This is a genomic window from Haloarcula sp. H-GB5, assembly GCF_054850705.1.
In genome coordinates this window covers 174,166-200,890 of record NZ_JBTWBG010000002.1, presented here as the reverse complement: position 1 = coordinate 200,890, position 26,725 = coordinate 174,166, and the positions used below count along the sequence as shown (strand labels likewise).

The following is a 26,725-nucleotide window of genomic DNA, read 5'->3' as shown; positions in this document are numbered from 1 at the left end:
AACTACAGCCCGTCGGTGATGTGGTCGGCGACCCGCGCAGTTGTTCGGGCGTTCGCGCGACGGTGTGCAAAGACCGTCTGGGCGTCAGCCACGGCGTCCTCGTCGCGGGTGAAGCGCACGTCCGGGTACCGGACCTCGGTCAGCACCAGTGGTTCGGGTGGAGCCGGTGGAATCCCGTCGGGACCGCTGACAGGCTCCGGCGAGAGGACGCGGTCGACCTTCGACAGCGGAGCCGAGCCGTCCGCAACGGCCGCCGCGAGCGAGACGAGTCGACGGACCAACTGACGGCAGAATCCACCGGCCGTGAACTGGACGACGAGGAACTGGCCGTCCCGTGCCCAGTCGATGTCGACGGTTCGCTGAGTGCCGGTATCGTCGGACGTGAGGTTGTGGAAGTCGTGTGTCCCAGTGAGCGCGTCGACAGCGTCGGCCCACTGCCTGTCATCGACCGGTTCGTGTCCGGGTCGGTCCGCGTCCGGCGGCGCGTACAGGTAGTAGGTGTAGGTGCGCTCGGCGGCGTCGTGGGTCGCGTGGAAGTCCTCGGGGACATCAGCGCTGGCCCACACCCGAATGTCGTCCGGGAGTTCGCCGTTGAACGCCGCCGGTGAGAGCCACGCGGGCGCGTCGAAGGCGATGGTCTGTGCCCGGGCGGAGACGCCAGCGTCAGTCCGGCCTGCAGCCGCGTACCGTCCGGGCAGCCCCTCACCGCGCTCACAGACACCGAGGCGAACGAGCGCCGAGCGCAGTCGCCCCTCGACGGTGTCGACGTCGGGCTGGCGCTGGAACCCGTGATACGGTCGACCGTCGTAGGCCACGCGATAGGCGCGCATACAGATTTGTCGACTGCGAGCCACTTGTCTCACCCGAATCTCAGTCGCTGGGAAGGATAGACGAACTTAGGCGTCCTGAGGACAAAGACAGGAGCATGTCCAACGCCGCCGCGGCGGATCACGACTTCCCTCGCCCGCCCGAAACGTTCACCGACCACGACGGGCGGACGGTGACAATCAAGGCCTATGAGGGCGACATCGACCCACTGGTGGAGATGTATGCTGATTTCGGGACTGAGTCCCGGTCACAGGGCGTCCCACCCCGGACTGAAGCGGACATCCGCGACTGGCTGCCGAACCTTGTCGAAGACGGCCTGAACGTCGTTGTCTGGCACGAGGATCGGGCTGTCGGCCACGCCGTCCTCGTCCCGTATCAGGACACCTCGGAACTGGCGATTTTTGTCCATCCGGACTACCAGCACGCCGGTATCGGCTCACAGCTCATCCGCGTGCTCCTCGGATACGGGCAGGAAAACGGGCTCGACCGCGTCTGGCTCTCCGTCTCGAACACGAACCACGTCGCCCGAGCGCTGTACGAGTCGGTCGGCTTCGAGACGATCGCCAAAGAGCGCGTGGAGATGGAAATGGAACGGGCGCTCTGACCGGACTGACTCCCGAACGGCCTCAGGCAGGGATCGTGGTCACACGAAAGTAGTGGCCGGACTCCATCTTATTCCGTTTCGAGGCTGACTTCTCTGTTGGTTTCACGGACCTCGTTTTCCGTTCCGCTGTTCGCCGAGAGTGATTCGGTTTCCAGCAATCGGTCCAGTCGCCGCTCGAACTCGCTGTCCGTCAGTTCGCCGCGGGCGTATCGCTCCCGGAGCTGGTCGACCGGGTCTACCGTTGATTCCGAAGCCGTGGTCATGTCAGCTTCGTCCGAATCCGGCTCGGCCGCCGGCGATTCGATCATCGGTAGTTTCGCTCCCAGAAGCGCGACAAGCGGGGCCAGGATGAACCAGCCGAGGATGATAAATATCGGAGCAAGCACGTTTCCGAGACCGGCCGCACCTGCGAGCATGGCAAAGCCCATCGACAGTATCGCGATGGTCGCGACGAGCTTCCACCTCGGGAGGGCAATGGAGGGGAGCGTCATGTCGTCCACTCAACACGCTGGTCGCAAAAAGTTACTGTCACGATCTGACCGCTAGGTCGCGCTACTCCGCGAAGTCTTCGAATGTCGGCCGGTCGTGGTCGCCGGGGAACTCGGAGAGCGGGACGCTGATCTGCTCGCCATCGTCCATTTCCTTGAGCGTTACCTCGTCGTTTTCGAGATCCTGCTCGCCAACGATGACGACCGTTTCGGCGTTGATGCCGTCGGCGTACCCCATCTGCGCGCCGAAGGACCGGTCGGCAACGTCGCTCTCGACGACGTGGCCCCGCTCACGCAGGTCACGGGCGATGCGGGCCGCAGTCGGGCGCGTGTCGCCGACCTGCAGGACGTAGTAGTCCGTCGACAGCTCCTCGGCGGGCCAGACGCCAGCACGCTGACAGAGGAGTTGGAGCGTGGCGTGGCCGGGCGCGAACCCGACGGCCGGCGTCGGCTGGCCGCCGAAGCCTTCGATGAGGTCGTCGTAGCGACCGCCGCCGAACACCGAGCGGGACACCTCGCCCGTCGAGTCGAAGCACTCGAAGACGACGCCGGTGTAGTAGTCCAGCCCGCGCGCGGTCGTTAGCGAGACGGTGAGGTGTTCGCGGACACCGAAGTCCTCGGCGGCGTCAAGCACCGCCTGCAGGTTGTCGGTCGCTGCGCGGACATCTTCGGAGCCGGTGAGGTCCGCGAGCGTTTCGATTTCCGCGGCGTCGATCTGCAGCATCTCGTCGAACTTGTCGGCCTGGCCGTAGTTGAGTCCCGCCTCGACGAGCGCGTCGAGGTAGTCGTCGTGGTCGACCTTCGCCCGCTTGTCGACCGCGCGAATCGCTTCGGGCACGTCCACGTCGGCCCCGAAGGACTCCAGCACGCCCGCGAGGATGTCTCGGTGGGAGACACGGATCTCGAAGTCCTCGGCGGTGAGCCCGAGGTCGGTGAGCATGTCCACGGCGACGGCCAGGATCTCGGCGTCGGCCGTCGGCTCCGCCGACCCGAAGATGTCGACGTTGGTCTGGTAGAACTCGCGGAACCGCCCCTGCTGGGGCTCCTCGTAGCGCCAGAACGGTCGCGTCGACACCCATTTGATGGGCTTCGAGAGTTCCTGCTGCTTGGCGACGAACATCCGCGCGACGGTCGGCGTCAACTCCGGCGTGAGTGCGACTTCTCGCCCGCCCTTGTCCTCGAAGCTGTACAGTTCCTCGACGATCTCCTCGCCGCTCTTGTCGACGTACATCTCGGTCGGTTCCAGCGCCGGCGTGCCGATCTCTCGGAAGCCGTAGCGCTGTGCGACGTCTTCCAGCGTGTCCATGGCCCACCGCCGAGCCTGCATCTCCTCGGGATAGAAATCGCGAAAGCCCTTGACGGAGTCGTACATACCCGCGTCTACAGCGAGCGCTCGCTTGAACCTGTTTGTTCACGCTGGCCACGACCAACAGATCGACGGCTGACACCTACCGGTAGAGAGTCGCTAAGAGGGGGCGACCGCTGCTCTTGCCAGCGGTCTACCCATAACTGTCGGGCGTGACTAACACCTGCCCGTAGGGAGCGGGCTAGAGACCCACTGTGTAGAAGACGATCCGTGGTAGACGGTGGACAACAAAGCCACGCGGTACTGAATCCCGTTATATGGGATGGGCAGTGAACCGGTGGACGCCGCGCGGGGTGAGACAGTGACGCAACGATTCGAGACGGGAGTTCGGGCACTTGACCGGAAGCTCGATGGCGGTATTCCAGCTGGCAGCCTCGTCACATTGCTCGCTGAGCCGGCGAGCCAGGCAGAGCTGTTTCTCTCTGAGTTCGTCGCCCGGCAGGAGACGGTGTATCTCTCCGGCGAACAGGCACCCATGACGGTCACGTCAGCGCTGCGATCACAGCGAGGTACCTACGACGACCTCGCGGTCAGCCAACTGGACCGGGAAGCTCCAGTCAGCGATGCGCTCGCCCACGCTGAGGAGCTCACCGAGGAATCGCTCCTCGTCGTCGACCCGGTCGAACCGCTCGAACGCGCCGACACGGGGGAGTTTCGGGCCTTCCTCGAAACGCTGCACTCCAGGCTCACACAGACCGACAGCGTTGCGGTCCTGTACGCGCTCAAACACAGCGCCACGCCGTCACAACGCCACCGGACGGAGTACACGAGCGACGTCGTACTCGACCTCGAAACAAAGCGAAACGACGACGCTATCGAAAACAGGCTCTTCGTCCCGAAGTTCCGCGGGGGCCGCGCGCTCACCGAACCGATATGCCTCGACCTCACCGACCGCATCAGGGTGGACACCACCCGGGATATCGCCTGAGATGGCGAACTACGTAGAGCAGACACCCGACACGGCTACCGCAGGCCCTGCACACGAGATTGCGTGTGCTCGGGGAAGACATCGGCTACAGCACCCTCACCATAGCGCTCCCGCAAGAGCGTGCGGAGTTCGACTTCGTAGTCGGCCTTCGGAATCTCGGCGCTGGGGCCGCTCTCGACGACGAGTTTGTCGGCGGCCATCGCGTCGATAGCGCCGCGGCCGATGCCCGAAAGTGGCGCGAGGTAGTCCACGCCGAAGCGGTCCTCGACGCTCTGGGCGAGCGGGCGATCCACTGTCGGTACCCGGTCGTCGCGGCGGGTGCCGTCAGCCACGGCGTCGAGTGTATCGAAACCGTCTGCATCGGCAAGCCAATCACCGCGGGCGACGGTTTCGACGGCGTGTTCGTGGACCTGCTGGATGCCGTTTCGCGGGTAGCCGTCGTCGTACATCTGCTCGACGGCGTCGTGGGCCACGTCCGGGTCCAGACCGGCCGTCGTGTGGTCGAAACCGACAGCCGTTGCGCTCTCCTGTGCAGGCTCAGTGTCACGCACGCCGAAAGAGCCGCTGACGAGCGTTACGTCGTAGAAGGGGTCGAGCAAGAGCGCTGCCAGCGTCGAGTCCTTTCCGCCGCTGTACAACAGGGCACAGTCCATCTACCGGCGCTTGATGTCGAAGCTCTTGGAGTCGGGGGTCAGCTCCGAGAGGAGTTCCTTCATCTGATCCTCGTCGATCTGGCCCTGCACGCGGCCGCTCTGGGCCAGTGCGACGACCTGCTGTTCGATTTGCTCGCCGACCTGCGGTTTCGACATCTTCACCGTGTTGAGCCGCTTGCGTGCGCCGTCGGTGAGGTTCTGCTTGAGGACTGCCTGCTTCTGGGCGTCGGCCTGCTGCTTGGCCGCCTCCTGCGCCTCGCCCTCGTCGCCCTGCTGTTCCTTGAGCTGCTCCATCTTCTTTTTCCGGAGTTCTTCGAGTTCCTCATCGCTGGGGTCGCCACTCATAGTTGTGTGAAAATACTGGAGTCGGTCGGAAAACGATTTCGGAGCAGGGGCTACGGGGTAGGTGAAAAACAGCGAGAAAGGCGTTAGTTATGCGTAGCGTTCGAGTTCCGGACGGTCGAGTTCCGTCAGGAGGTCGCCTGCGGTGTCGTCGAGGAGGCTACGGCCCTCACCGGTGACACGGCGGCCGTCGTTCTCGCTGGTCTCGACGTAGCCGGCGTCTTCGAGCTGCTGGAGCGCCGTCCGGATGATGTTGCCCGAGCCCTTGGTCTTGTGGTGGGGGCGGACTCGGTAGCGGGTCGTCCCCTGCTTCGAGGTGCCGTACTCGGAGCGGAGGGCGTTGACGCCGACGGGACCGTCGACGGCGACCTTCCGGAGGAGGCTGGCGGCGCGTCGCGTCCAGAAGTCCTCCTGCTCAGGTGGGAGTTCGCGGTCGACGCCGGTCTTGGTGAACTCGGCCCAGTCCGGTGCTTCGATGTCGTCTTCGTCTGCGAGCGTCTCCGTGAGTGCCTCGATGAGTTCCTCGGGGGGAACGTCGTAGAGTGTAGCCATTGCAGATTTCTTCCCGTCGCCGTCATTTAAACGCGTCGTTCGCAGTCGGCGGGCGTGAACCGTTCACTCGCCCATAGGGCAGCGATGCTCTCACTCCCATCCTGAATCGTGGCGGTCACTCTTCAGGCGACGTGGCCCGGTCGACACTGAGCGCGGCGGCGACGCCGCCGCCGACAATCGTCGGCAACAGGTAGCTTCCGACACGGTGGATCAGTACCGCAGAGGTAGCGAGCGCGGCCGAAATCGGGGCCGTCGAGACGAGCAGCGTCACGAGCACCGTCTCGATAGCGCCGGACCCGCCGGGAAGCGGTACGACGCTGGCGATGCTCCCGACTGGGACGACAAGCAGGACAACTTCGACCGGTACTGGTGCCCCGACGGCGTACAGCGACGTCCACAGCGACGCCGACAGGCAGATCCAGCCAAACGCCGAGAGTCCGAAGGTTTGGAGGACCGTCCGCCGATCGGTCGCGATTCGCTCGATAGCGGCGAAGAACCCCTCGATTCGCGCCTCGATGTTTTCCGCAGACGGCGGTGACCACCTGGGCACGACGCTCGACAGTGCGGCCAGCGCCGGTGCGACACCCCGGATGACCGCCGCCTCAACGCGATTCCGGTGTCGCCAGCCCACGACAGCAACAGTGGGGATACCGACTGCAAGCACCGCGACAGCACCGGCAGCAAACGCCAGATTCCGTGTTAGCTGGACAGCACCGGCGGCGACAAACGTGAAGCCGATGATGGCGTACCCGACCGACGGGAGGAAGTGGACTGTGTCGACGGTGGCGATAGCCGCCAGTCCGGTCTCATACTCGGTGTCGGCGGCCGTCGAGATGAGCAGTGCGCTCACTGGCTCGCCGCCGGCCTGGCCGAAGGGCGTGACGTTGTTCGAGAACACGGCGGCGACGAACACGAGCACGGCAGTGTGTGGCGCCACCGGTGCGCCGAGCGCTTGCAGGACCGTCCACAGCGCCAGCCCCCACGAGACGAGCCAGAGCATGGCGATGCCCGCAACAGCGAGAAGCGCCCACGGATCTGCCGTCGCGAGCGCGTCCACGGTCTCGCTGATGCCGACAAGCCACACCAGCCCTGCGAGGACGGCGAGCGCCGCCGCGAACCCAACGACAGTCGCCATCCGGTTCCCATCCATGTGGGTGGAATTGGCAGTCTCCGGTTTCAACCCACCGACCCTGTCCCGCCGGCGGATATCCCCGGAGGTTTTGCCCCGGGAACCCGACGACGGGGTATGGACGAGCGGGCCGCACTCGCCGAGATGGCCGACCGGCTTCCCGACGCAGGCGACGACTGCGCCGTCGTGGATGGGCAAGTTATCACGACCGACATGCTCCACGAGCGGACGGACTTCCCGGCGGGGACGACCCGCTACACAGCCGGCTGGCGTGCTGTCGCGGCCTCGCTGTCGGACGTTGCGGCGATGGGGGCCGAGGCAGCGGCGGCGGTGGCCGCGTACGGCGCACCGTCGTTCGAGGCGGACGAACTCGGGGCGTTCGTCGACGGCGCACAGGACGTGTGTCACGCGGTCGGCGCGGAGTACGTCGGCGGCGACCTGGATAGCCACGATGAGTTCACTGTCGCGACGACAGCCATCGGCTCCACAGCCAACCCGGTCCGGCGCTCGGGCGCTTCACCTGGTGACGCGGTCTGTGCCACTGGAACGCTCGGCCGGTCGGCCGCCGCCCTCGAACTGTTCAACCGGGGGGACGCCGACCAGGCGAACGAGCTATTCCAGTTCGAACCCCGCGTACGTGCGGGCGTTGCGCTCCGACCGCACGCGACGGCGATGATGGATTCGAGCGACGGGCTGGCCCGCTCGCTCCACCAGTTATCCGAGGCCAGCGGCTGTGGCTTCGCTATCGAGGAGCCACTGCCGATAGACGCGCAAGTCGACGCGCTTGCGGAGACTGAACAGGAGCGCAGGGAGCTGGGTGTGTTCTTCGGCGAGGACTTCGAGCTGGTCTGTACGCTGCCCGAGTCCGACGTGCCCGAAGCCAGAGAGGCAGTACCGTGCCCGCTCCACCGGATCGGCACGGCCACCGAACGCGGCGTGACACTCGATGGCGAGACGCTGCCAGACCGAGGGTACTCACACTGAGGGCGGTCCAGTCGCGACACGGGCTACCGGTCAGATCGCGCTGATCTCGAACGGGACCGGCGTGAAACAGGCCAGTCCAAGCAGGAACGTAAACAGACCAAGCAGCGTCCGCCGCCGGTCCAGCGTCGTGTCCACGGTTGGTCTGGCAGGACCCGCATACGCGAGCCCGGTAGCGAACAGGCCCCAGAACACCCACAGCCCCCAGACGCCGAAGCCGACCGGCGGCGGGTCGCGGGTGAAATACAGGTAGCCGGCGAGTGCGAACAGCGCGCCGGGCACCGCAGCGGCGACGGTCTCTTGGCGCTGCCCGACGATGGACCGCACGATGTGGCCGCCGTCGAGTTGCCCGACTGGGAGCAGGTTCAGGAACGTGAAGAACATCCCGGCCCAGCCAGCGAACACGATCGGATGGACTGACTCGCCGGGGCCGACCTCGGTCCCAAGCCCCAGCGCGTTGACTAAGGCTTCCAGCGCCTGGAACAGGAGCGGATAATTGAACGTGATGATGACGCCAGTGTCGCTGTTTGCCACCCGTTCCGGGACCGTGATCGGGTCTATCGAGAGGCCGATGACCGTGACGATTGTCGTCGCGACAAGGCCGGCCAGCGGACCGGCGACACCGATATCGAACAGCGCCGTCCGGTCAGGGATGCGCCCGCGGATGTTGATGACCGCCCCCATCGTGCCGAGATACGACGGAAACGGGATGAAATACGGGAGCGTCACGTCGACGCCGTGGTAGCGGGCGGCGGCATAGTGACCCAGTTCGTGAATGCCGAGTACGCCCAGCATCGCGACCACGAACGGCCAGGCCTCGAACACGCGAAGCGGATCCTCGGCGACCGGAATGTAGTACCAGGCAGTCGCGCCGACGTAGAGCGTCGACGCGATAGTCGCCAGCAGGAGCCCGATGTTGAGCCACGGGACGCCGGAGTCCGTGTCCATGGGTTCCGCAATCAACGCGTACTGGTTCTGGCGTGCGTTCAACGAACCATTGGGAGTAATCGGGTCATCGGCGTCCGGATCACCGATGATAGTAGTGCCCCCATTGCTCGTCGCGGCAGCCGTCGCAGCCGATTCGGGACCGAGTTCTTCGAGCCGAACGTCGTAGCCCTGCTGTCTGAACACCGGCCTGAGTTGCTCAGCGACGGCAGCCGGTGGCACTAGCGGGTCGCCAATATATTGGACCGTTCCGTCCACCCGCCGCACTGACGAGACGGAGAACACGCCGGCCAGTCGGTCAGGCGACGGCGGGTCGGCGGCGGAGCCACTCATCGACTATCTGTAAACGATGCGGGCACAAATACTCCGCGAACGATCACATAGGTAGCAGGTACTCCGTCCGAAAACTGTACACGGGGACCAGTCGCCTACGCCGGTTCGATACGCCAAGTGGTCGCGCTCGTGTACGACCACTTTTCGACGTTGATCTCGGACGCGCTGTCCTTGAGCTTGACCATCAGGGCACCGATCTCCTTCGGGGAGAGACCGACTTCGTCAGCGATGAACTTGCTCTTGAAATACATCTCGCCGTCACTTGCCTTCTCTGCGAGGAACGACTTCAGTCGCTCTTCTTTGGAGGGCTCTTCCTCGCCGGAGGGCGTTGCAGTAGCGCTCATCTTTGTCACCTCACTTCTTCGTAACCCCGCCGGGAGTATATAAAGGGGGGAACCTTCAGGCCACTTCGGTCACTTTCAGGACAAATCGAGCTAAAACGCATTTTTTACGACCGTTCCATATTCTTTTAGACGTTTTACAAAGCCCTCTAAGCCGACGAATTGGGTCTAGTCTCGTGGTGGTTTGAACGGTCTGTGAAAGAGAGATATCACCCTTTGTGGCCCCAACAAACAGCACTATTCACTGGTAGCACAGCAGGTCTGTCAGACGTGCGTCAGCACGTCGGGCACACGTCATACGGAGATTCCTACCGGTGTGCGGCCGACAGCAGTCGCTGTGGGGACCAGAAGGGACCGAGTATAGAGACGGGAGCCAGTGGGCTTGACAACCCTTAAGAGTGCATCGCGGTTACGGCGGGCTAATGAAAGTCGTCGTCTCCATTGGCGGAAGCGTACTGGCCCCGGATCTCGATGCGGACCGGGTCGCCGACTACGCCGACGCCATCCAGTCGCTCGATGCACAGGGGCACACGCTCGGGACCGTCGTCGGCGGTGGACCGACCGCACGTGACTACATCGGCAGCGCCCGCGATCTCGGCGCGAACGAGATCGAACTCGACCAGCTCGGCATCGCCGTCACGCGGCTGAACGGCCGGCTACTCATCGCTGCTCTAGACGACCGCGCCGCGCCGACGCCCGCGGAGAGCTACGACGAGGGCCGGGAAGCCATCCGTCGCGGAGATATTCCCGTACTCGGGGGCATCGTCGCCGCACAGACCACCGATGCCGTGGCGGCCGCTTTCGCGGAGTACGTCGGCGCTGATCTGCTCGTCTACGCGACATCCGTTCCAGGCGTCTACGATGCTGACCCGAACGAGGACGACGACGCGACGCGGTTCGACGAACTCGGCGCGAGCGAGCTCGTCGATGTGATTGCCGATATCGAGATGGATGCCGGCAGCAGCGCACCGGTCGACCTGCTGGCAGCAAAAATCATCCAGCGGTCCGGCATCCGGACAATAGTGCTCGACGGCACTGACCCCGAACGCGTCGTGCGCGCGGTCGAAGACGGCGAGTACGAAGGGTCCGAGATTCTCCCGGAGGCATAGATGGCGGAAGACCTCTACGAGGTCGGCCGCGGCGGTTCCCGGGCGTTCTGGGCCGATTCTGTCGCCGATGCCATCGAAGCACGGGACCCCGACGAACCGATCGTCATCAAGGGTGGCGTCTCCCCGTCGGGCGTCCCCCACATTGGTCACTTCAACGAGATTATGCGGGGCTACTACGTCGCTGAGGCCCTGCGTGACCGCGGTCACGATGTCCGGCAGGTGTTCACCGCCGACGACAAGGACCGCCTCCGGGCGGTCCCCCGCCAGCTCGCCGACCTCGACTGGAACGTCGTCGGTCTCGGCGAAGTCGACGCCGGCGCACTTGGACGGAACCTCGGGAAGCCCTACACGGACATTCCAGACCCTTTCGGTTGCTGTGACTCCTACGGCGCTCACTTCACGACCCTTCTCCGGAAAAGCGCCGAACTGGTCGGCGTCGACGTGGAGTTCGTCTCGAACACCGAGCTGTACGCCGACGGCGAGTTCGAAGCAGTCACGCGCCGCGTGCTCGAACGTGCTGACCGAGCCCGTGACGTGCTCTCGGAGTACCAGAACAAGGTCGACGACGACTACGTCCCGTTCCTGCCACAGTGTGCAGAGTGCGGGAAAATAACCGAAGGCGTCACCGCGGTCGACCTCGACGCCGGCGAAGTCGAATACGTCTGTGAAGACGTCGAAGCCGGCGACCAGACTATCGAGGGCTGTGGTCACGAGGGGACGGCGACGCTCCGGGATGGGAAGCTCCCATGGCGGTTCGAATGGCCCGGCCAGTGGGAGATTCTGGGCGTCGACTTCGAGCCGTTCGGCAAGGACCACGCCGAGGGCTCCTGGCCATCGGGCGAAGATGTCGCCGAGAACGTGCTGGACATCCAGCCGCCGGTCCCGATGGTGTACGAGTGGTTCACGCTCGACGGCGAGCCGCTCTCCTCGTCGTCGGGCAACGTCATCACCGTCGACGAGGTGCTCGACATCCTCGAACCGGAGGTGTTCAAGTACTTCTTCGTGAAAGACCCGCGGAAACAGCGGGACTTCTCCGTCGAGAACGTCGACCAGCTCGTCGACGAGTTCGATCGGTTCGAGCGGCGCTACTTCGATGAGGCGGACGGGAGCGAGGACGAAATGGAACTCGCCGAGCGGGCCTACCCGATGGTCGTAGACGAACCGCGCGAACAGCGGGTTCGGATTCCCTACACGTTCGCAGCCGTGCTCGGGATGACTGACGACCGGGAACAGCGGGAGCAGATCGCCCGGAAAGAGGGTCACATCCCGGACGATGCGCCAGAGTGGGCCGTCGAACAGGCGCTCGCTCGCGTCGAGCGTGCTCAAGAGTGGGCCAGCCTGACGAACAACGAGTTCAACTACGAACTCAAGCGAGCGGAGATGCCCGACGTGTCCTTCGACGACGCGACGGCGGCCGCGCTGGACGAGCTGGCCGATTTCATCGCCGAAGGCCACGACGGCGAGGCGATTCAGTCTGAAATATACGAGACGGCAAAGCGAAACGACATCGACATCAGCGAGTTCTTTTCGGCCGGCTACCGGCTGCTGTTCGACGATACCGAAGGTCCACAGCTCGGGACGTTCATCGCGAAGCTGGATCAGGAGTTCGTTGTGGAGCGGTTCCGTCGGAACGAGTGAGCCTGGGTAAGCAGGTCTTACCAGACTGTACCACCCCATCGAAGGGGCGCGTTCAGGGCGACTGTTCCTGCGTGTCGGCCTGCTCGAACATCGGTCCGAGCCGCTCGTCGTAGCAGTCCTGACAGACGTACACGTCAATGACGCCCGTCTCGCTGTGCGTGTGAAACATCGCGTGGACGGTAGCGTCGAACGGGACCGTCTCGCCACAGATCCCGCAGGTTTCTGGCATTGTCCGGCACCTCCTTGTACTACGGTTCCACACTACATAGAACGGGTGGTTCGTCCACCCCTCAGGTCGAACGGGGCGTCACCAGCACGGGGACACCGACAGTTCGGAGCAGTTGCGACGTAACGCTGCCAAGCAACTGGCGTTTCAGGTTCGAACGGCCGTGTGACGCCATCACGACGAGGTCAATGTCGTTGTCGGAGACGTACTCTTGGATGCCGGCGGCAACGCCATCGAGCGAGGTCGTCTGTTCCACAGCAGTCTGGATTGATACGTCCGGAGCTATCTGTCCGAGTTCATCGGCGGTTGCTGTGACGGCGTCACGTCCGTTGTCTTCCAGTCGTTCGATGAACGCCTCGTTCAGGCCACCAGCGTTGAACGCGCCGCCGGCGGCCTGGATATCGACGACATTGAGGACGTGGACTGTCGCATCGTACCGGTCTGCAACCGTCGCACTGTGTTGTGTCGCCGTGTTGGCGTTCTCGCTGCCATCTGTCGGGAGGAGTAGCCGGGAGTAATCGAAGTCGTCCATTCGTGCATCATCCGAAACGACGAGTACGGGCACCGCAGTCCGGTGCAAGACCTGCTCGGTGACACCACCGAGGAGTCGCTTCCCGAGACCGGTCATCCCCTGTCGGCCAAGGACAATGAGTACTGCGTCGGTTTCACGAGCGTGTTCGGCTATTTGCACACTCGGTTTTCCTTCCAGCAATTCCGTCGTGACGGACTGGCCGGCGTCAGCGGCGAGCGATTCGATCTCTGTGAGGACCGACTCGCCATGTTCCCGGAGACGCCCGCTCTCGCGGTCCGTTCGCGTGAGCCTGCGTGCTCGCTGGTCAACGACGTGAACCACCTCGGCAGTCGCGTCGAAGTCCCTGGCCAGTGCAAGGCCACGCCGTGTGGCTGCCGTGGATTCGTCGCTCCCGTCGACGGGAATGAGCACGTGGTCGTACATTGTGTGGGTGTTTACCACAGAGTCACTTGACCGTTGGCCGCTATGTGCCAGCAGTGTGTCCCAAACCAAACCCTCTTGCTTGGCTAAACCTATTTTCTGACAAATGGTGAGTACGCTGACGTGGGTCCTCGCGGGCCTTGTCGCCTACACCCTCCTCGCGATGGCGCTACGGACCCGCGGCGTTGTCCCCGAATATATTCGTTTTAGCGGCCCGATTACGACAATTCACACACAGAAGGGCAAGGCAGTCCTCGACTGGCTTGCACGGCCAAAGCGGTTCTGGCGCGCTTGGGGGAACCTCGGCGTCGGGTTCGGACTCGTCGTGATGGTCGGCTCGTTCCTCCTCGTTGCGCTCGGAGCCTACCAGGCGCTCGTCAACCCACAGCCATCCGCACTGAACGAACCGCGGAACGCGCTGGCGATTCCCGGCGTGAACGACTTCCTCCCGCTGTCAGTCGCACCGGAAATCGTGCTCGGGTTGTTGCTTGGCCTCGTCGTCCACGAGGGTGGCCACGGACTGTTCTGTCGCGTCGAGGACATCGACATCGAGTCGATGGGGCTTGCCCTGCTGGCGATTATCCCGATCGGGGCGTTCGTCGAACCCGACGAAGACGAACTCCTCCGCACCGACCGCGGCTCGCAGACCCGGATGTACACGGCCGGTGTGACCAACAACTTTGCGCTCGCGATCATCACGCTTCTGTTGCTGTTCGGACCGGTCGCCGGTGCTGTCGCCGTCGTCGACGGCGTGCCGGTCGGAAGTCCGATCAACGGAACCCCCGCCGCCGATGCGGGTATCGAGTCGGGTGACGTCATTACGGCGGTCAACGGCCAGTCTGTCGAGAACCAGCAGGCACTCGAATCGGTGCTGGCCGAAAGCGACGCACAGACTGTCGAAGTGGCTCGCAAGGACGCCGAAACCGTCACCGTCGAGCGGTCCGTCGTCGTCTCGGCAGCCCTCCAGAGTGCGCCGCTTGGGACTGGTGAGACGGTTGTCTCTGTCAACGGGACCGCAGTAGCGACCCGCAGTGAGTTCGAACAGGCGGCTCGAAACCATCCCGTAGCCACACTCGAAACCGAATCCGGGGAGACGGTCACGACTGCCCTCGGCGCGTACGTGCTAGTCGCCGAGGACGGCCCGCTCGCTGGAGAGGGAGCACCGAGCGGCGAGGGCATGATTATCACCGAAGTCAACGGGGAACGAACACACAGCGGGGCGGCGCTGATGCAGGCCCTCGAGGGCGGCGAACCCGGTGACCAGGTGACAATCACCGGCTACGTCGACGGTGAGCGCGAGACCTACGAGGTAACGATGGCCGAAAGCGAGCAGGTGGACAACGGCATCATCGGTGTCAGCATCCAGCAGGGCATCAGCGGCATTCAGGTCAGTGACTTCGGCATCGACGCCTACCCCGCGGCGGCGTTCCTCGAATTCATCGGCGGTTCCCCAGACACGCCCACGTCGGTCTCCGAGTTCTCGTTCGCCCAGCGGATTTTCAGCACGCTCTTGCTCCCGTTCATCGGCGTCGCCGGCGGCTTCGGCTACAACTTCGCCGGCTTCACCGGGATCGCGACGAACTTCTACACTGTTCAGGGCCCGCTCGGGGCGCTCGGGACGACGCCGGTGTTCCTGCTCGCGAACGTCCTGTTCTGGACCGGCTGGATCAACCTCGTCATCGGCCAGTTCAACCTCATTCCGACGTTCCCGCTCGACGGCGGCCACATCCTGCGGGCATCGACCGAATCGTTCGTCTCGCGGCTGCCCGTCTCTGATGGGCGACGGGTGACGACGGCCGTCTCGATCGCGATCACGGTATCGATGATCAGCGGCCTCCTGTTGATGGTGTTCGGGCCGCGGCTTCTGACCTGAGGGGTTTCGTTACCCATTTACTCCCCGCCGCGAAAGCCGGGCGTATGTTCCTGCAGCTCCGTGCGGAGGTCGAGGACGCCCTCGCCGACGCACTCACAACCCTCGACCTACCGGCCGAGGACCTCGGTATTGAGGAGCCACCGGAGGACGTTGACGCCGTGCTGGCGTCGAGCGTCGCCTTCCGGCTGGCCGGCGAGGTCGGTACTGCGCCGCCAAACGTCGCCGGCGACATCGCCGACACGATCGACGCCGACGACCTCACCTACGTCAGCGACGTGACGACACAGGGGCCGTACGTCAATTTCCTCCCGAGTGAAGCGTACTTCGCTGAAACTCTGCAGTCGGTCACAGAGAGCGAGTTCGGGCGGCTTCCCGACCGCGACACCAGCGTCGTCGTCGAGCACACGTCCGCGAATCCGACCGGCCCGGTCCACGTCGGGCGAGCGCGCAACCCTATCATCGGCGATGCCGTCGCTCGCGTCCTCGACTACGCCGGTTACGACGTCGACCGCCACTACTACGTCAACGACGCAGGCCGGCAGATAGCGGTGTTCACCTGGGCCTACGAGACCTTCGGCGAAGACGACCTGCCCGAACCCGAACGGGAGTCCCCGGAGTACGAGATGGTCCGGTACTACCGCAAGGGCAACACCGTCCTCGAAGACGGCGACCCCGAGGAGGTCGAGGAAGCAGAGACCGAGATACAGTCGATTCTGCAGGGCCTCGAAGATGGCAACGAAGAGACCTACGATCGAGTCTCCGAGGTGGTCGACACCGTGCTGGGCGGGATGCAGAACACACTCGGTCGCCTCCCGGCGGAGTTCGACGAGTTCGTCAAGGAAACCCAGTTCATGCGCAACGGCGACACGGACGACCTGGTCGACCGCCTGAAAGCGCTCGATTGCGCCGTCTACGAGGAAGACGCCTGGCAGCTTGACCTGCCCGACTTCGAGAAGAACCTCGTATTCCTGCGCTCCGACGGCACGTCGCTGTACACCACTCGGGATCTAGCCCACCACGAGTGGAAGTTCGACACCTACGACCGTGCCGTCACGGTGCTTGGCGAAGACCACAAGCTCCAGGCCGACCAACTCTCGGCGGCGCTCGAACTGCTCGACAACGATACTGACCAGCTCCGGCAGGTGTTTTACTCCTGGGTGAACCTCCCGGAAGGCGGGATGAGCACCCGCGAGGGAACCGGTATCGACCTCGACGACCTGCTCGATGAAGCCGTTGACCGCGCACGCGAAGAGGTCGAGTCGAGACTCGACGACCGGACCCGCGGCGACCTCGACGAGGACGACATCGACCGGATCGCTCGTCAGGTCGGTATCGGCGCGGTGCGCTACGACATCGTCTCGAAACAGCCGACCAAGGGCATCACCTTCGAATGGGACCGTGCGCTGGACTTCGAGGCCCAGTCCGCGCCCTACGTGCAGTACGTCCACGCGCGGTGCTGTGGCATTTTGGGCGACGTGGAGACCGACATCCCCGACGAGCCGGATCTCGACCCGCTGTCGGAGCCGGAAGAACGCGATCTGCTTCGCGAACTGGCTCGGTTCCCCGCCGTCATCGAGGCAGCCGCGGACGACCTGACGCCCCACACCGTCGCCACCTACACCCGCGACCTCGCCGAGACGTTCAACGCCTTCTACCGGGAGTGTCCGGTACTCGATGCCGACCCAGAAACCCGCGCCGCGCGGCTCGCGCTCGTCGACGGGACCCGAACGGCGATTGCGAACGCGCTGGACGCGCTGGGCGTTGAAGCGCCGACCTCGATGTAGGTCCGGCCCACGTCGAATATCCGATGTGAGAAGCGATAAGCGGCGAATCAGTCCGGCTGACCGAGCTATTTTTCGAGGAACGCGTCGACTTCAGCTGCGATCAGATCGGGTGCCTCGCCGGGACCGCTGTGGCTGACGCCGTCGAACTCGACGAATCGGCTCCGTGGCAGTGCGTCGTGCATGTTTCGCGCACTCCGCCGGAGGAAATCCGGCCCGTCGGTTCCGGAGAGAACGAGAGTGGGTGCGTCGACATCGAGACGGTCCGGGAGCCGGTACTGTTCGACAGAGCGGTTCATCCGGACGACCTCCTCGGCGAGGGCGACACAATCTGGCCAGACGGGCCACTCCGCAAGCCAGGCGTCGAGGTCCTCGATACCGTCGGGGTGGAGAACCTGTTCGATGTAGCGTTTCACTGCTTCCTCTCGCTTTCCGTCCTGAATGAGCGACGCCATTCGGTCGGCGAGATCGGCGTCGGCCCGGTAGTCACCGGGGAGCACCGCCGGTTCGTACGCGATGACCGCCTCAACTGACGTAGCCGTCGCGGCCTCGATAGCAGTGAGTGCGCCGTAGGAGTGGCCAAACAGGATCGGGTCTCCGTCGACAGCGTCGACAAGCGCCTGAACGTACTTGACTTCGCGGTCCAGTACCTCGTCGGCGCTCGTTTCCGTGGCGGAGTCGAGACAGGTACCGAACCCCGGCCGCTGGGGAACGACAGCGCCGTATCCCTCGAACGCCGGTACGACCGGTCCCCAGTACTCCGTAGGGGCCATCCCACCGTGCAAGAGAACGAGTGGCTGGCCGTCACTGTAGCGCTCGAATTCGACTTCGATCTCGTCTGTCGGTTGTGTTGGCTGCATACAACAACACGGTCGAGTGCCGTCGGGCTAAGCCGTTCTCTCAGTGATTGGGCCGTTTAAAACGAGCGGGTGTAGCAGGGGCAGACACACTGTTCCGATAGGTGCTTCAGCATCGACGTAGAGCGAGTTCGTATGGGGCTCATTGCAGAGTTTCAGATATACTGCGATGCGTTGCCGCTCGTGTCGGTTGCAGAGACGGTCCCAGAGACGTCGATTACCCTTTCCCTCCAGTACAACCACTGCCGTCGTCCGCTGTTCATTGTAACCGTGACCGGCGGTTCCAGGCAGGCTGTCGAGCGGGCACTCACTAACGCCTACGACGTGCAGGAGTGGACGCGCATCGGGACGGCCGGCGACACTCGACGATATCAGGCAGTGCCGGCACTGAGTTTCGAGGAGCAACTCGGCGACCAAATCGACGACCTGGACGGACTCGAAGCACTTGCTACGGCAGACGCCATCATCGAACAGATAACCGTGACTGCTGACGGGTGGGAGCAAATGGGCTGGTTCGCCGACCGAACGGCGTTCACCGAGTTTTCCTCGTTCTGGCAACAGAACGCTGAGTTCAGCCTGGAGCGACTGACCCGGGATGCGGAGCCGAAGCCGCCCGGGAACGGGCTCACCGACCGACAACTCGAAGCGCTACGGACGGCGTACGAAATGGGGTATTTCGAAATCCCGCGACGTGCATCACTGGACGCCGTGGCAAAGGAACTGGACATCGCTGCGTCGTCGCTCTCCGAGCGACTGCGCCGGGCACAGACCCAGCTCATTCAGGAAACGGTCGCAACGCTGTGGCCGCCGCTTCCGGAAACCCAGAAACAGTGAAACGCCGGCGGAGAAGCGGGCTGAGACCGGAACAGCAAGCGGGCGCGGAGAGGTCAGTTAAAGAGCCCGAACACGCCGCCTGAGTCCTCGTCGTCGTCGACATCGGAGTGGTCCTCGGTATCGTCACGGAACCACTCGTCGTCGAGTATCGTCTCCATGTCCACTTCGGGACTCTCGCCGTGGAAGAACACACCCTCAAGCGCCTCGGTCAGCCGCTGATAGGCGTCTGCAGCCGTGCTCTCGGGGGCGTTGAGCACGAGCGGTTCCTCGGTCGTCGCTTGCGGGTCGTCCGGGATGACCGCAAGCAGCGGGAACTCCATCTGCTCGGCGATGGACGCGACGTCAGTGTGGCGGGTCGCACGGTTGATGATCGCGCCGAGAACGGTCCCATCGATACGGTTCGCTAGCTGGGCTGTTTTGACCGTATCACCCACCGCAACGTCATCGGGAGTCGTGACGAGGACGATTCCATCGGCCAGCCCGAGCGGCACGGCGACTTCGTGGCTCAGTCCGGCCCCGGTGTCTATCAGCACCACGTCGTAGGCATTTCGGAGCGTCTTGATTACTTTCCGAAGCTTTGCGGGGTCAGCGTCCGCGAACGCCTCCAGCGACTGTTCGCCCGGAATTACCGTGAGCCCGCCCGGTGCATCAGTCAGGGCCTCACTCACGGCAGCCTCGCCAGCCAGAATCTCGTGGAGGCTCTTTTCGGGCTCCACGGAGAGCATCGAGCCGAGATTCGCCATCCCCAGATCGGCGTCGACGACAGCCACATCGTAGTCCATCTCCTGCAGGACGGCTCCGAGATTGACCGCGGTCGTCGTCTTTCCGACGCCGCCCTTGCCGCCCGCAATCGTACACACATACCCCGCCATAGTCTGATTGCTTGGGTACAATGCAGGCAGTCATATAAATGCGACTGTCATTTGTCGAACCGCTACGTGACTGCTCCCCCCAGATGAGTCGGGTACGGCCACCCAGATCAACAGAAGGGTACGTCTGCAATATCGACCGCTCTACCTCCTCTCCCGGTTGTGCTGGGACGCTTCGTTTCGCTGCTTTTCACACAGCTCCCATCGGTCGCCGTTCCGGCACGAGGACCGCTCACTTTGTTCGCGCCCTTCGCTACTCACGGGTCGTCCCTCCCCCGCTCGTCTCATCCGAAGGCCGCGCTTCTCACTTCCTCCACGGCTCCCGTCGGTCGCCGTTCCGACACGAGGACCGCTCACTTCGTTCGCGCCCCTCGCTGCTCGCACGCCCTTCGCTCCCTGTCAACAGGTTCTTACGCCACCTCGGCCAACATAGAGTAATGAGCGAGCAGCAGGAACAGGAACAATCTGACAAGCAGAAATACGAGTTCCGGAAGGTCATCGAGGAACTCAAGGGGTACCAGGGTTCGGGCACCCAACTCGTCTCTATCTACATCCCCGAGGACAAGCTGATCAGCGACGTCGTCGCTCACGTCACGCAAGAGCACTCAGAGGCTTCGAACATCAAGTCGAAGGACACGCGGACAGCGGTGCAGGACGCACTCACTTCTATCAAGGACCGACTCCGATACTACGACGTCCGGCCACCCGACAACGGACTGGTCGTGTTCTCGGGCGCGTTCGACACCGGCGGCGGCCGGACCGACATGGTGACGAAGGTCCTCGAATCCCCGCCGGACCCCATCGAATCGTTCCGCTATCACTGTGACTCGGAGTTCCTCACCGAGCCACTAGAGCACATGCTGGCCGACAAAGGCCTGTTCGGCCTCATCGTGCTCGACCGGCGCGAGGCCAACGTCGGCTGGCTGAAGGGCAAGCGCGTCGAACCCGTCAAGTCCGCCTCCTCACTGGTCCCGGGCAAACAGCGGAAAGGTGGCCAGTCCGCCCAGCGTTTCGCCCGCCTCCGGCTGGAAGCCATCGACAACTTCTATCAGGAGGTCGCGGGGATGGCCAACGACCTGTTCGTCGCCGACCGTCACGAACTGGACGGCATCCTCGTCGGCGGCCCCTCACCGACGAAAGACGAGTTCCTCGACGGCGACTACCTCCACCACGAGCTACAGGACATGGTGCTGGGGAAGTTCGACGTGGCCTACACCGACGAGTCAGGGCTGTACGACCTCGTAGACGCGGCCGACGACGTGCTGGCCGAACACGAGATGCTCCGGGACAAGGAGCTCATGGAGGACTTCTTCAAGCAGCTCCACAACGGTGACAAGGCCACCTACGGGTTCGACCAGACGCGCCAGAACCTCAACATGGGCGCGGTCGAACAGCTGCTCATCTCCGAAGACCTCCGGAAAGACGTGGTCGCCTACACCTGCGAGAACGGCCACGACGAGTACGAACTCATCAACAGTAGCGCCGGGACCGACGACCACGAGTGCTCCCGCTGTGGGGCCACCGTCGACGCCGAGGATGGTGAGCGCGAAGACGCCATCGACCACCTGATGGAACTGGCCGACCAGCGGGGCACCGAGACGGTGTTCATCTCGACTGACTTCGAAAAAGGCGAACAGCTACTGACCGCGTTCGGCGGCGTCGCTGGCCTGCTGCGCTACTCGACCGGCGTCTAACGCGCCCGTTCTCTTACTTCTGGTACGTCTTCGACGAAGGCGGCGTCACGATCATTACCACCGAAGTACGTTCAGTCAATTCCCTCTACTGCAATTCAAGAAGTGATTGGGCTGCCGATTCACAGCAACTGTTCGAGTTGCCGACGGCGACGGCCGAGGTCGACGTGGGCCACCTCGCCGTAGCTGGCGTCGAGTCGGTCCAAGGCCAAGAGTGGGTCGACGCCCTCGCGCTCGATTCGCTCCAGCAGCGCAGTGATCTCGTCGCGGTGCATCGCAAGCGAATCGAGCAACCCGACGAGTAACAGCAGCGGGACCGCCGTGCCGTCGGCATCGGGAATCGCCCCGTCAAGATCCGTGAAGTCCGGGACATCAGTGGGCGGCTCCGTCTCCGGGTGAAGCGCCAGACAGGACCGGCAAACGCTGGCCCCCGGTGCGTCTCCGGGGAGATATTGCTGGAGGTCAGACGGGACTGGGAACGAAACGAGGTCGCCACCGCAGTCGGGACAGGCCATACTCAACAGGAACGGGAAAGCGCAAAAACGATACCGGTCAGGACGGCCCCCTGTTCAGTCGTCAGCAGTGACCGCTTCAGGCTCTTCTTCTGCTTCCTCTTCGGCTGCGAGCGCGTCCTCTTCTTCTTCCTTCTTGGCTTTGATCTTCTTCATGCGGAAGATCTCTTCGCGCTCCTGCTCTTCGAGTTTCTGCTCGATGTACTCCTGATTGTCGTAGAGATCGGGCAGGAGTTTGAATTCGAGGGCGTTGACACGGCGCTTCGTGGTCTCGATCTCCTCGAGCATCTTCTTCATCGCTGTTTCGACTTCGGCGGCGAGGATGATGTTTTCGAGGAGTTCTTCGTAGGCCTCGGCAGCCTCGTCGATGCGGGCCGAAGTCCCCATGACACCGTACCCACGCTCGTCCAGCGATTTCCGGACCTTACTGGACTCGATCTGTGGGACGACGACACCCATGATGTTCTTGGACTGGGTCGTCAGTTCGGGGTGTTCTTTCAGTGCTGCGGCGGCCCCACGGACGGCCACGTCACCCTCCATCGCCCGGGCCATATTGATCGCGCGCTGGGCCCGATCGTAGGAATCGTCGAGGTCCTCACGGACGTCCTGCGCCTGGTCCAGAATGTCCATGAACTCCATGATGAGGCCGTCACGCTTCTTCTCCAGCGTGTCGTGCCCACGCTCGGACAGCTCAATGCGGTCCTCGATCTGCATCAGATTCTTGCGCGTGGGTTTGACGTCCTTAGCCATTACGGGTCTCTTTTCGACGTAGGCAGTTAACGGTTTTCAGTTATTACGGTCCGCGCACCGCCGCTATCGGGCTGGCAGCAAAAAACGGGGTCGTCGAACGGCAGTCGGTTGTTAGTCGGCCGTGGCCGTCGCGCCGGCACCGGTCGACTCGGCCGCGCCGTCAAGCACGCCGTGGCTCCGGAGCAGGATGATACCGAAGCCGACCTTGGCGGTCAGGTCGATGACCATGAAGCCGGCCGTCTCGATACCGATCCCGACAAGGCCGATCCCCTCGGTCCCGATGAGCCACCACACCGGGTACACCAACCACACGACGGTCACGAGGTTTCGTAGCGTCTTGAAGGTGCTACGCGTGTCACTGGGCAAGTCTGCGACCCGACCGGACAGCGAGCTGAACAGGAAGTACAGCAGGACCAGCAGGAAGGCGGTACTGATGCCCCACCAGACCAGCCGTTCCGCACCGGCCGACAGCACACCGCTTCCTGCGCTTAGCGTCGCGACCAGCCCGGTCCCGATCATCAGCACGTCGAGGCTGACGAGCGAGGTGATAGTGTTACGATCTGCCCCGGCAAGTAACCCGAGGTCGTACAACAGTAACGGCGTCGTGAACAACCAGTCACTGTATCGGGCCCAGTAGATGGGGTGCTCCTCGCCGGCGAACTCGACGATCGTCAACCCGAAGCCAAGCGCCATCGCGAGGTAATTCACGAACGCGATTGCCGTGATGAGTATTGTCGCGATGTAGAACTTTTGACGCCTACTGTCGGTCTCACCCCAGCCGCGCGCGATGAAGTAGAGCATGCCGAGGAACATGCCCGCTGTACCTAACCACAGCCATATCGCTTCACTCCCTGGTTCTGGCATAGTGCGTTCTAGTGTAGGAGGGCAACGCTAAACAGTCGCATACCCAAAATATATGGTAAAAATTGCGAGCGGCCGTGAGATATAGGGCCGTTGTCAGGCTTCGGCTTCGACGGTTTCGGCGGTCTCGTCCTCGCGGTAGTGCTCCTCGATGAGGTCCTCGTCGATGCGGTTCAGCGCATCTTTCGGGAGCATCGAGAGCAGGTCCCAGCCGAGTTCGAGCGTCTCGTCGATGCTGCGGGCTGTGTCGGTCCCCTGATCGACGAACTCCTCCTCGAAGCGGTCAGCGAAGTCCAGATACTTGTTGTCCAGTTCCGACAGCGCCTCGCGGCCGACAATGTTCACGAGGTCACGCAGGTCTTCACCTTCCGCGTACGCGGCGAAGATCTGGTCTTTCACGTCGGCGTGGTCGGCGCGGGTCAGGCCCTCGCCGATACCGTCGTCCATCAGCCGCGACAGGCTGGGCAGGACGTTGATCGGCGGCTGGATGCCCTGGCTGTTGAGGTCGCGGTCGATGTAGATCTGGCCCTCAGTAATGTACCCGGTCAGGTCCGGAATCGGGTGCGTGTCGTCGTCGCCCGGCATCGTCAGGATCGGGAGCTGGGTCACGGAGCCCTCGCGGCCCTCGATCCGACCGGCACGCTCGTAGAGCTGTGCCAGGTCAGTGTACATGTATCCGGGGTACCCACGCCGACCCGGGACCTCCTCACGCGCGGCACCAATCTCGCGCAGTGCCTCACAGTAGTTGGTCATGTCCGTCAGGATGACCAGCACGTGGTAGTCCTTCTCGAAGGCGAGGTACTCGGCAGTGGTCAGCGCCAGCCGCGGCGTAATCGTCCGCTCGACGGCCGGGTCGTCTGCGAGGTTCATGAAGACGACGGAGCGTTCCAGCGCGCCGGTGCGCTCGAAGTCGTCCATGAACTCGTTTGCCTCTTCGGCCGTGATACCCATTGCGCCGAAGATGACGGCGAACTCTGACCCTTCGTCGTCGTCGCCTTCCTCCTCCTCTTCCGGCACCGTCGCCTGTCGCGCGATCTGGAGCGCCAGATCGTTGTGTGGCAGGCCGGAGGCGGAGAAGATCGGCAGCTTCTGCCCGCGGACGAGCGTGTTCATGCCGTCGATGGCCGAGACGCCCGTCTGGATGAACTCCTCAGGGTACTCCCGGGAGAACGGGTTGATTGCCTCACCGACGATGTCACGGCGTTCGTCGGGGACGATTTCCGGGCCGCCGTCGATCGGCTGGCCGGTCCCGTCCATGACCCGTCCGAGGAGGTCCTCAGTGACGGGCATCTTCATCGTCTCGCCGAGGAAGCGAACCGAGGCATCGCGGTCGATACCTTCGGTGCCCTCGAACACCTGAATGGCGACGTAGTCGCTCGCGGATTCGAGCACCTGGCCACGGCGGGTCTCGCCGTCGCTGAGCTCGATTTCGACGATGTCGTCGTAGCCGACCGGTTCGTCGGTCTCGACGAACACCAGCGGTCCGCTGATCTCCGTGATTGTCTGATACTCTTTCATTGTTAGTACAGCTCCCGCAGTTGAGACTCGATGTCGTCTTCGAGGTCGTCGATGTACTCGTTGTAGTCTTCCTGCACGCCGATACGGTTGAGCCGCGGCGCGGCGTCGATGTCGGTGATCTCCTCGACGGGGACACCGGCATCCAGCGCCTCGAAGGCCGCATCGTTGTACGTCTTGGCGGCGTCCATGATGCGGTAGGTCTTCTCGGGCTCACAGAACGTGTCCACGTCGTGGAAGGCGTTCTGCTGAAGCCACGCCTCGCGCAGGTAGCGGGCGATCTCGAGTGTCAGCTGCTGGTCCTCCGGCAGCGCGTCCTTCCCGACGAGCTGGACAATCTCCTGCAGTTCCGCTTCCTCGTCCAGCGTGTCGATAGCCCACTGGCGCGTCTCCGGCCAGTCGGCCCGGACGTTGTCCTCGAACCACGGGTCGAGCTGGTCGCGATATAGCGAGTACGACTCGTTCCAGTTGATAGAGGGGAAGTGCCGGCGTTCGGCTAGATCCGCGTCCAGCGCCCAGAACGTCTTGACGATACGCAGCGTGTTCTGGGTGACCGGCTCGGAGAAGTCCCCGCCCGGCGGCGAGACGGCCCCGATGACTGAGACGGAGCCCTCGGTGCCGTTGATGTTCTCGAAGTACCCGGCACGTTCGTAGAACTCGCTCAGGCGAGCGGAGAGGTACGCGGGGTACCCCTCCTCGCCCGGCATCTCTTCGAGTCGGGACGAAATCTCACGCATGGCCTCGGCCCACCGGGAGGTGGAGTCGGCCATCAGCGCCACGTCGTACCCCATGTCGCGGAAGTACTCCGCGATGGTGATGCCCGTGTACACGCAAGATTCACGCGCCGCAACAGGCATGTTGGACGTGTTCGCAATGAGACAGGTCCGGTCCATCAGCGCGTTGCCGGTGGTCGGGTCCTCGAGTTCCGGGAAGTCCTCGATGACCTCAGTCATCTCGTTGCCACGCTCGCCACAGCCGACGTAGACGACGATGTCCGCGTCAGCCCACTTGGCGAGCTGGTGCTGCGTGACCGTCTTCCCGGACCCGAACGGACCAGGAATGGCGGCCGTTCCGCCCTTCGCAATCGGGAACAGGCCGTCGAGCACGCGCTGGCCTGAAATGAGCGGTTCCGTCGGCGTCTCTTTCTCGACGGTCGGCCGCTGCTGGCGCACCGGCCACTCCTGGTGCATCTGGATTTCTTCGCCGTTGTCCAGTTCGACGACGGTCTCTTCGACGTTGAAGTTGCCCGATTCGATGGCGACGACCTCGCCACCCTCGGAGTCGGGCGGGACCATCACCTTGTGGTCGATACTCGGCGTTTCGGGGACGGTGCCGACGATGTCGCCGGCCTCGACCTCGTCGCCTTCCTCGACTTCAGGGGTGAACTCCCAGGTCTTCTCCAGGTCGATGCCCGGCGCGTCGACACCGCGGTCGAGGAACGCCGACCCCATCTTCTCTTCGAGCACATCGAGCGGGCGCTGGACACCATCGTAAATGGCGTCGAGCATACCCGGCCCGAGGTCCACGGAGAGGGGCGAGCCCGTCCCTTCGACGGGTTCGCCGGGGGAGACACCGGAGGTCTCCTCGTACACCTGAATCGTGGTGATGTTTCCTTCGATCTCGATGACCTCGCCCATCAGCCCTTCCGAGCCGACGTAAACGACGTCGTTCATCCGGGCGTCGAGGTCCCGAGCCGTTACGACCGGTCCCGAGACGCTTTCGATAATGCCGTCCTCGCGGACGTCTGTGTCTGTTGCTTGACTCATG

27 protein-coding genes are annotated in these 26,725 nt (G+C 63.6%); 9 read left to right on the top strand and 18 right to left on the bottom strand.

The features are described from left to right. Window positions 1-2 precede the first annotated feature (2 nt). On the bottom strand, window positions 3-830 hold the full coding sequence (gene truA / locus ACYJ11_RS08945; protein ID WP_461647528.1) for a tRNA pseudouridine(38-40) synthase TruA: 828 nt from the start codon (window positions 828-830) through the stop codon (window positions 3-5). Window positions 831-925: 95 nt separating this feature from the next. Here truA and ACYJ11_RS08940 point away from each other — a divergent pair, with 95 nt between their 5' ends. After that, window positions 926-1,432, top strand: coding sequence for a GNAT family N-acetyltransferase (locus tag ACYJ11_RS08940; RefSeq protein WP_461647527.1), 507 nt, complete (start codon window positions 926-928; stop codon window positions 1,430-1,432). Between the two features lie 68 nt (window positions 1,433-1,500). Here ACYJ11_RS08940 and ACYJ11_RS08935 read toward each other — a convergent pair whose 3' ends face one another. Together ACYJ11_RS08935 and hisS are read right to left on the bottom strand one after the other, a co-directional pair. Beyond that, window positions 1,501-1,923, bottom strand: coding sequence for an SHOCT domain-containing protein (locus ACYJ11_RS08935; RefSeq protein WP_461647526.1), 423 nt, complete (start codon window positions 1,921-1,923; stop codon window positions 1,501-1,503). A gap of 61 nt (window positions 1,924-1,984) precedes the next feature. After that, entirely contained in the window at window positions 1,985-3,292 is a 1,308-nt protein-coding gene (gene hisS / locus ACYJ11_RS08930) for a histidine--tRNA ligase (protein ID WP_461647525.1), read from the bottom strand. A gap of 256 nt (window positions 3,293-3,548) precedes the next feature. Between hisS and ACYJ11_RS08925 the strand changes: the two genes are divergently transcribed. After that, window positions 3,549-4,214, top strand: coding sequence for an RAD55 family ATPase (locus tag ACYJ11_RS08925; RefSeq protein ID WP_461647524.1), 666 nt, complete (start codon window positions 3,549-3,551; stop codon window positions 4,212-4,214). A gap of 35 nt (window positions 4,215-4,249) precedes the next feature. On the opposite strand, the gene ACYJ11_RS08920 is transcribed toward ACYJ11_RS08925, so the two are convergent. The 4 genes from ACYJ11_RS08920 to ACYJ11_RS08905 form a co-directional block, all read right to left on the bottom strand. After that, the gene (locus tag ACYJ11_RS08920; protein ID WP_461647523.1) at window positions 4,250-4,867 is read right to left on the bottom strand and encodes a DUF7411 family protein; all 618 of its coding nucleotides are present in this window, start codon (window positions 4,865-4,867) and stop codon (window positions 4,250-4,252) included. Then, complete coding sequence (locus ACYJ11_RS08915; protein ID WP_170097591.1) at window positions 4,868-5,212, bottom strand: DNA-binding protein; 345 nt, start codon at window positions 5,210-5,212, stop codon at window positions 4,868-4,870. It lies immediately after the preceding gene. 87 nt (window positions 5,213-5,299) lie between these two features. Next, window positions 5,300-5,761, bottom strand: a complete 462-nt coding sequence (locus ACYJ11_RS08910) for a 30S ribosomal protein S19e (protein WP_188977655.1) — start codon at window positions 5,759-5,761, stop codon at window positions 5,300-5,302. A 115-nt stretch (window positions 5,762-5,876) separates the two neighbouring features. Beyond that, the gene (locus ACYJ11_RS08905; protein ID WP_461647522.1) at window positions 5,877-6,911 is read right to left on the bottom strand and encodes a lysylphosphatidylglycerol synthase transmembrane domain-containing protein; all 1,035 of its coding nucleotides are present in this window, start codon (window positions 6,909-6,911) and stop codon (window positions 5,877-5,879) included. Between the two features lie 96 nt (window positions 6,912-7,007). Between ACYJ11_RS08905 and thiL the strand changes: the two genes are divergently transcribed. Continuing rightward, on the top strand, window positions 7,008-7,874 hold the full coding sequence (thiL, locus tag ACYJ11_RS08900) for a thiamine-phosphate kinase (RefSeq protein ID WP_461647521.1): 867 nt from the start codon (window positions 7,008-7,010) through the stop codon (window positions 7,872-7,874). Window positions 7,875-7,904: 30 nt separating this feature from the next. Here the strand turns inward: thiL and ACYJ11_RS08895 are convergent, their stop codons facing one another. Further along, the gene (locus ACYJ11_RS08895; protein ID WP_461647520.1) at window positions 7,905-9,149 is read right to left on the bottom strand and encodes a site-2 protease family protein; all 1,245 of its coding nucleotides are present in this window, start codon (window positions 9,147-9,149) and stop codon (window positions 7,905-7,907) included. A 95-nt stretch (window positions 9,150-9,244) separates the two neighbouring features. Next, a complete protein-coding gene (locus tag ACYJ11_RS08890) occupies window positions 9,245-9,493 on the bottom strand; it encodes a DUF7123 family protein (protein ID WP_004518404.1) in 249 nt (82 codons plus the stop codon). A gap of 419 nt (window positions 9,494-9,912) precedes the next feature. On the opposite strand from ACYJ11_RS08890, the gene pyrH reads away from it, so the two are divergent. Both pyrH and lysS read left to right on the top strand, forming a co-directional pair. After that, entirely contained in the window at window positions 9,913-10,599 is a 687-nt protein-coding gene (gene pyrH, locus ACYJ11_RS08885; protein ID WP_005536188.1) for a UMP kinase, read from the top strand. Next, window positions 10,600-12,237, top strand: a complete 1,638-nt coding sequence (lysS, locus tag ACYJ11_RS08880; RefSeq protein ID WP_461647519.1) for a lysine--tRNA ligase — start codon at window positions 10,600-10,602, stop codon at window positions 12,235-12,237. It begins immediately after the preceding gene. A gap of 52 nt (window positions 12,238-12,289) precedes the next feature. On the opposite strand, the gene ACYJ11_RS08875 is transcribed toward lysS, so the two are convergent. Both ACYJ11_RS08875 and ACYJ11_RS08870 read right to left on the bottom strand, forming a co-directional pair. Next, entirely contained in the window at window positions 12,290-12,466 is a 177-nt protein-coding gene (locus tag ACYJ11_RS08875; protein WP_188977646.1) for a hypothetical protein, read from the bottom strand. Window positions 12,467-12,527: 61 nt separating this feature from the next. After that, window positions 12,528-13,418, bottom strand: a complete 891-nt coding sequence (locus ACYJ11_RS08870) for a universal stress protein (protein ID WP_461647518.1) — start codon at window positions 13,416-13,418, stop codon at window positions 12,528-12,530. Window positions 13,419-13,521: 103 nt separating this feature from the next. Between ACYJ11_RS08870 and ACYJ11_RS08865 the strand changes: the two genes are divergently transcribed. Both ACYJ11_RS08865 and argS read left to right on the top strand, forming a co-directional pair. Then, the gene (locus ACYJ11_RS08865; protein ID WP_461647517.1) at window positions 13,522-15,288 is read left to right on the top strand and encodes a site-2 protease family protein; all 1,767 of its coding nucleotides are present in this window, start codon (window positions 13,522-13,524) and stop codon (window positions 15,286-15,288) included. 44 nt (window positions 15,289-15,332) lie between these two features. After that, a complete protein-coding gene (gene argS / locus ACYJ11_RS08860) occupies window positions 15,333-17,072 on the top strand; it encodes an arginine--tRNA ligase (protein ID WP_461647516.1) in 1,740 nt (579 codons plus the stop codon). Window positions 17,073-17,137: 65 nt separating this feature from the next. On the opposite strand, the gene ACYJ11_RS08855 is transcribed toward argS, so the two are convergent. Beyond that, a complete protein-coding gene (locus ACYJ11_RS08855) occupies window positions 17,138-17,929 on the bottom strand; it encodes an alpha/beta fold hydrolase (RefSeq protein WP_461647515.1) in 792 nt (263 codons plus the stop codon). A 132-nt stretch (window positions 17,930-18,061) separates the two neighbouring features. Between ACYJ11_RS08855 and ACYJ11_RS08850 the strand changes: the two genes are divergently transcribed. Next, on the top strand, window positions 18,062-18,760 hold the full coding sequence (locus ACYJ11_RS08850; RefSeq protein WP_461647514.1) for a helix-turn-helix domain-containing protein: 699 nt from the start codon (window positions 18,062-18,064) through the stop codon (window positions 18,758-18,760). 53 nt (window positions 18,761-18,813) lie between these two features. Here ACYJ11_RS08850 and ACYJ11_RS08845 read toward each other — a convergent pair whose 3' ends face one another. Next, complete coding sequence (locus ACYJ11_RS08845) at window positions 18,814-19,632, bottom strand: MinD/ParA family ATP-binding protein (protein ID WP_170097603.1); 819 nt, start codon at window positions 19,630-19,632, stop codon at window positions 18,814-18,816. A 434-nt stretch (window positions 19,633-20,066) separates the two neighbouring features. Between ACYJ11_RS08845 and prf1 the strand changes: the two genes are divergently transcribed. After that, on the top strand, window positions 20,067-21,323 hold the full coding sequence (gene prf1, locus ACYJ11_RS08840; protein ID WP_188977633.1) for a peptide chain release factor aRF-1: 1,257 nt from the start codon (window positions 20,067-20,069) through the stop codon (window positions 21,321-21,323). A 119-nt stretch (window positions 21,324-21,442) separates the two neighbouring features. On the opposite strand, the gene ACYJ11_RS08835 is transcribed toward prf1, so the two are convergent. The 5 genes from ACYJ11_RS08835 to ACYJ11_RS08815 all read right to left on the bottom strand — a co-directional run bounded on the left by ACYJ11_RS08835 (window position 21,443) and on the right by ACYJ11_RS08815 (window position 26,724). Beyond that, window positions 21,443-21,835 (bottom strand): DUF6276 family protein, encoded by a 393-nt coding sequence (locus ACYJ11_RS08835; protein WP_461647513.1) that lies wholly within the window; start codon window positions 21,833-21,835, stop codon window positions 21,443-21,445. Window positions 21,836-21,889: 54 nt separating this feature from the next. Continuing rightward, window positions 21,890-22,582 carry a V-type ATP synthase subunit D gene (locus tag ACYJ11_RS08830; protein WP_421642814.1) on the bottom strand — a complete coding sequence of 231 codons (693 nt, stop codon included), beginning with the start codon at window positions 22,580-22,582 and terminating at the stop codon, window positions 21,890-21,892. 111 nt (window positions 22,583-22,693) lie between these two features. Beyond that, window positions 22,694-23,446, bottom strand: coding sequence for a cruxrhodopsin Cop3 (gene cop3, locus ACYJ11_RS08825; protein WP_170097607.1), 753 nt, complete (start codon window positions 23,444-23,446; stop codon window positions 22,694-22,696). 93 nt (window positions 23,447-23,539) lie between these two features. After that, window positions 23,540-24,961: an ATP synthase subunit B gene (locus ACYJ11_RS08820; protein WP_005536214.1), complete on the bottom strand. Its 1,422-nt coding sequence runs from the start codon at window positions 24,959-24,961 to the stop codon at window positions 23,540-23,542. 2 nt (window positions 24,962-24,963) lie between these two features. Then, window positions 24,964-26,724 (bottom strand): ATP synthase subunit A, encoded by a 1,761-nt coding sequence (locus ACYJ11_RS08815; protein WP_004964538.1) that lies wholly within the window; start codon window positions 26,722-26,724, stop codon window positions 24,964-24,966. Window position 26,725: the final 1 nt, after the last annotated feature.

Excerpts from the sequence above, each read along its gene's own strand:
- truA (WP_461647528.1), bottom strand. The coding sequence starts at position 830 with ATGCGCGCCTATCGCGTGGCCTACGACGGTCGACCGTATCACGGGTTC.
- ACYJ11_RS08940 (WP_461647527.1), top strand. The coding sequence starts at position 926 with ATGTCCAACGCCGCCGCGGCGGATCACGACTTCCCTCGCCCGCCCGAA.
- ACYJ11_RS08935 (WP_461647526.1), bottom strand. The coding sequence starts at position 1,923 with ATGACGCTCCCCTCCATTGCCCTCCCGAGGTGGAAGCTCGTCGCGACC.
- hisS (WP_461647525.1), bottom strand. The coding sequence starts at position 3,292 with ATGTACGACTCCGTCAAGGGCTTTCGCGATTTCTATCCCGAGGAGATG.
- ACYJ11_RS08925 (WP_461647524.1), top strand. The coding sequence starts at position 3,549 with ATGGGCAGTGAACCGGTGGACGCCGCGCGGGGTGAGACAGTGACGCAA.
- ACYJ11_RS08920 (WP_461647523.1), bottom strand. The coding sequence starts at position 4,867 with ATGGACTGTGCCCTGTTGTACAGCGGCGGAAAGGACTCGACGCTGGCA.
- ACYJ11_RS08915 (WP_170097591.1), bottom strand. The coding sequence starts at position 5,212 with ATGAGTGGCGACCCCAGCGATGAGGAACTCGAAGAACTCCGGAAAAAG.
- ACYJ11_RS08910 (WP_188977655.1), bottom strand. The coding sequence starts at position 5,761 with ATGGCTACACTCTACGACGTTCCCCCCGAGGAACTCATCGAGGCACTC.
- ACYJ11_RS08905 (WP_461647522.1), bottom strand. The coding sequence starts at position 6,911 with ATGGATGGGAACCGGATGGCGACTGTCGTTGGGTTCGCGGCGGCGCTC.
- thiL (WP_461647521.1), top strand. The coding sequence starts at position 7,008 with ATGGACGAGCGGGCCGCACTCGCCGAGATGGCCGACCGGCTTCCCGAC.
- ACYJ11_RS08895 (WP_461647520.1), bottom strand. The coding sequence starts at position 9,149 with ATGAGTGGCTCCGCCGCCGACCCGCCGTCGCCTGACCGACTGGCCGGC.
- ACYJ11_RS08890 (WP_004518404.1), bottom strand. The coding sequence starts at position 9,493 with ATGAGCGCTACTGCAACGCCCTCCGGCGAGGAAGAGCCCTCCAAAGAA.
- pyrH (WP_005536188.1), top strand. The coding sequence starts at position 9,913 with ATGAAAGTCGTCGTCTCCATTGGCGGAAGCGTACTGGCCCCGGATCTC.
- lysS (WP_461647519.1), top strand. The coding sequence starts at position 10,600 with ATGGCGGAAGACCTCTACGAGGTCGGCCGCGGCGGTTCCCGGGCGTTC.
- ACYJ11_RS08875 (WP_188977646.1), bottom strand. The coding sequence starts at position 12,466 with ATGCCAGAAACCTGCGGGATCTGTGGCGAGACGGTCCCGTTCGACGCT.
- ACYJ11_RS08870 (WP_461647518.1), bottom strand. The coding sequence starts at position 13,418 with ATGTACGACCACGTGCTCATTCCCGTCGACGGGAGCGACGAATCCACG.
- ACYJ11_RS08865 (WP_461647517.1), top strand. The coding sequence starts at position 13,522 with ATGGTGAGTACGCTGACGTGGGTCCTCGCGGGCCTTGTCGCCTACACC.
- argS (WP_461647516.1), top strand. The coding sequence starts at position 15,333 with ATGTTCCTGCAGCTCCGTGCGGAGGTCGAGGACGCCCTCGCCGACGCA.
- ACYJ11_RS08855 (WP_461647515.1), bottom strand. The coding sequence starts at position 17,929 with ATGCAGCCAACACAACCGACAGACGAGATCGAAGTCGAATTCGAGCGC.
- ACYJ11_RS08850 (WP_461647514.1), top strand. The coding sequence starts at position 18,062 with ATGGGGCTCATTGCAGAGTTTCAGATATACTGCGATGCGTTGCCGCTC.
- ACYJ11_RS08845 (WP_170097603.1), bottom strand. The coding sequence starts at position 19,632 with ATGGCGGGGTATGTGTGTACGATTGCGGGCGGCAAGGGCGGCGTCGGA.
- prf1 (WP_188977633.1), top strand. The coding sequence starts at position 20,067 with ATGAGCGAGCAGCAGGAACAGGAACAATCTGACAAGCAGAAATACGAG.
- ACYJ11_RS08835 (WP_461647513.1), bottom strand. The coding sequence starts at position 21,835 with ATGGCCTGTCCCGACTGCGGTGGCGACCTCGTTTCGTTCCCAGTCCCG.
- ACYJ11_RS08830 (WP_421642814.1), bottom strand. The coding sequence starts at position 22,582 with ATGGCTAAGGACGTCAAACCCACGCGCAAGAATCTGATGCAGATCGAG.
- cop3 (WP_170097607.1), bottom strand. The coding sequence starts at position 23,446 with ATGCCAGAACCAGGGAGTGAAGCGATATGGCTGTGGTTAGGTACAGCG.
- ACYJ11_RS08820 (WP_005536214.1), bottom strand. The coding sequence starts at position 24,961 with ATGAAAGAGTATCAGACAATCACGGAGATCAGCGGACCGCTGGTGTTC.
- ACYJ11_RS08815 (WP_004964538.1), bottom strand. The coding sequence starts at position 26,724 with ATGAGTCAAGCAACAGACACAGACGTCCGCGAGGACGGCATTATCGAA.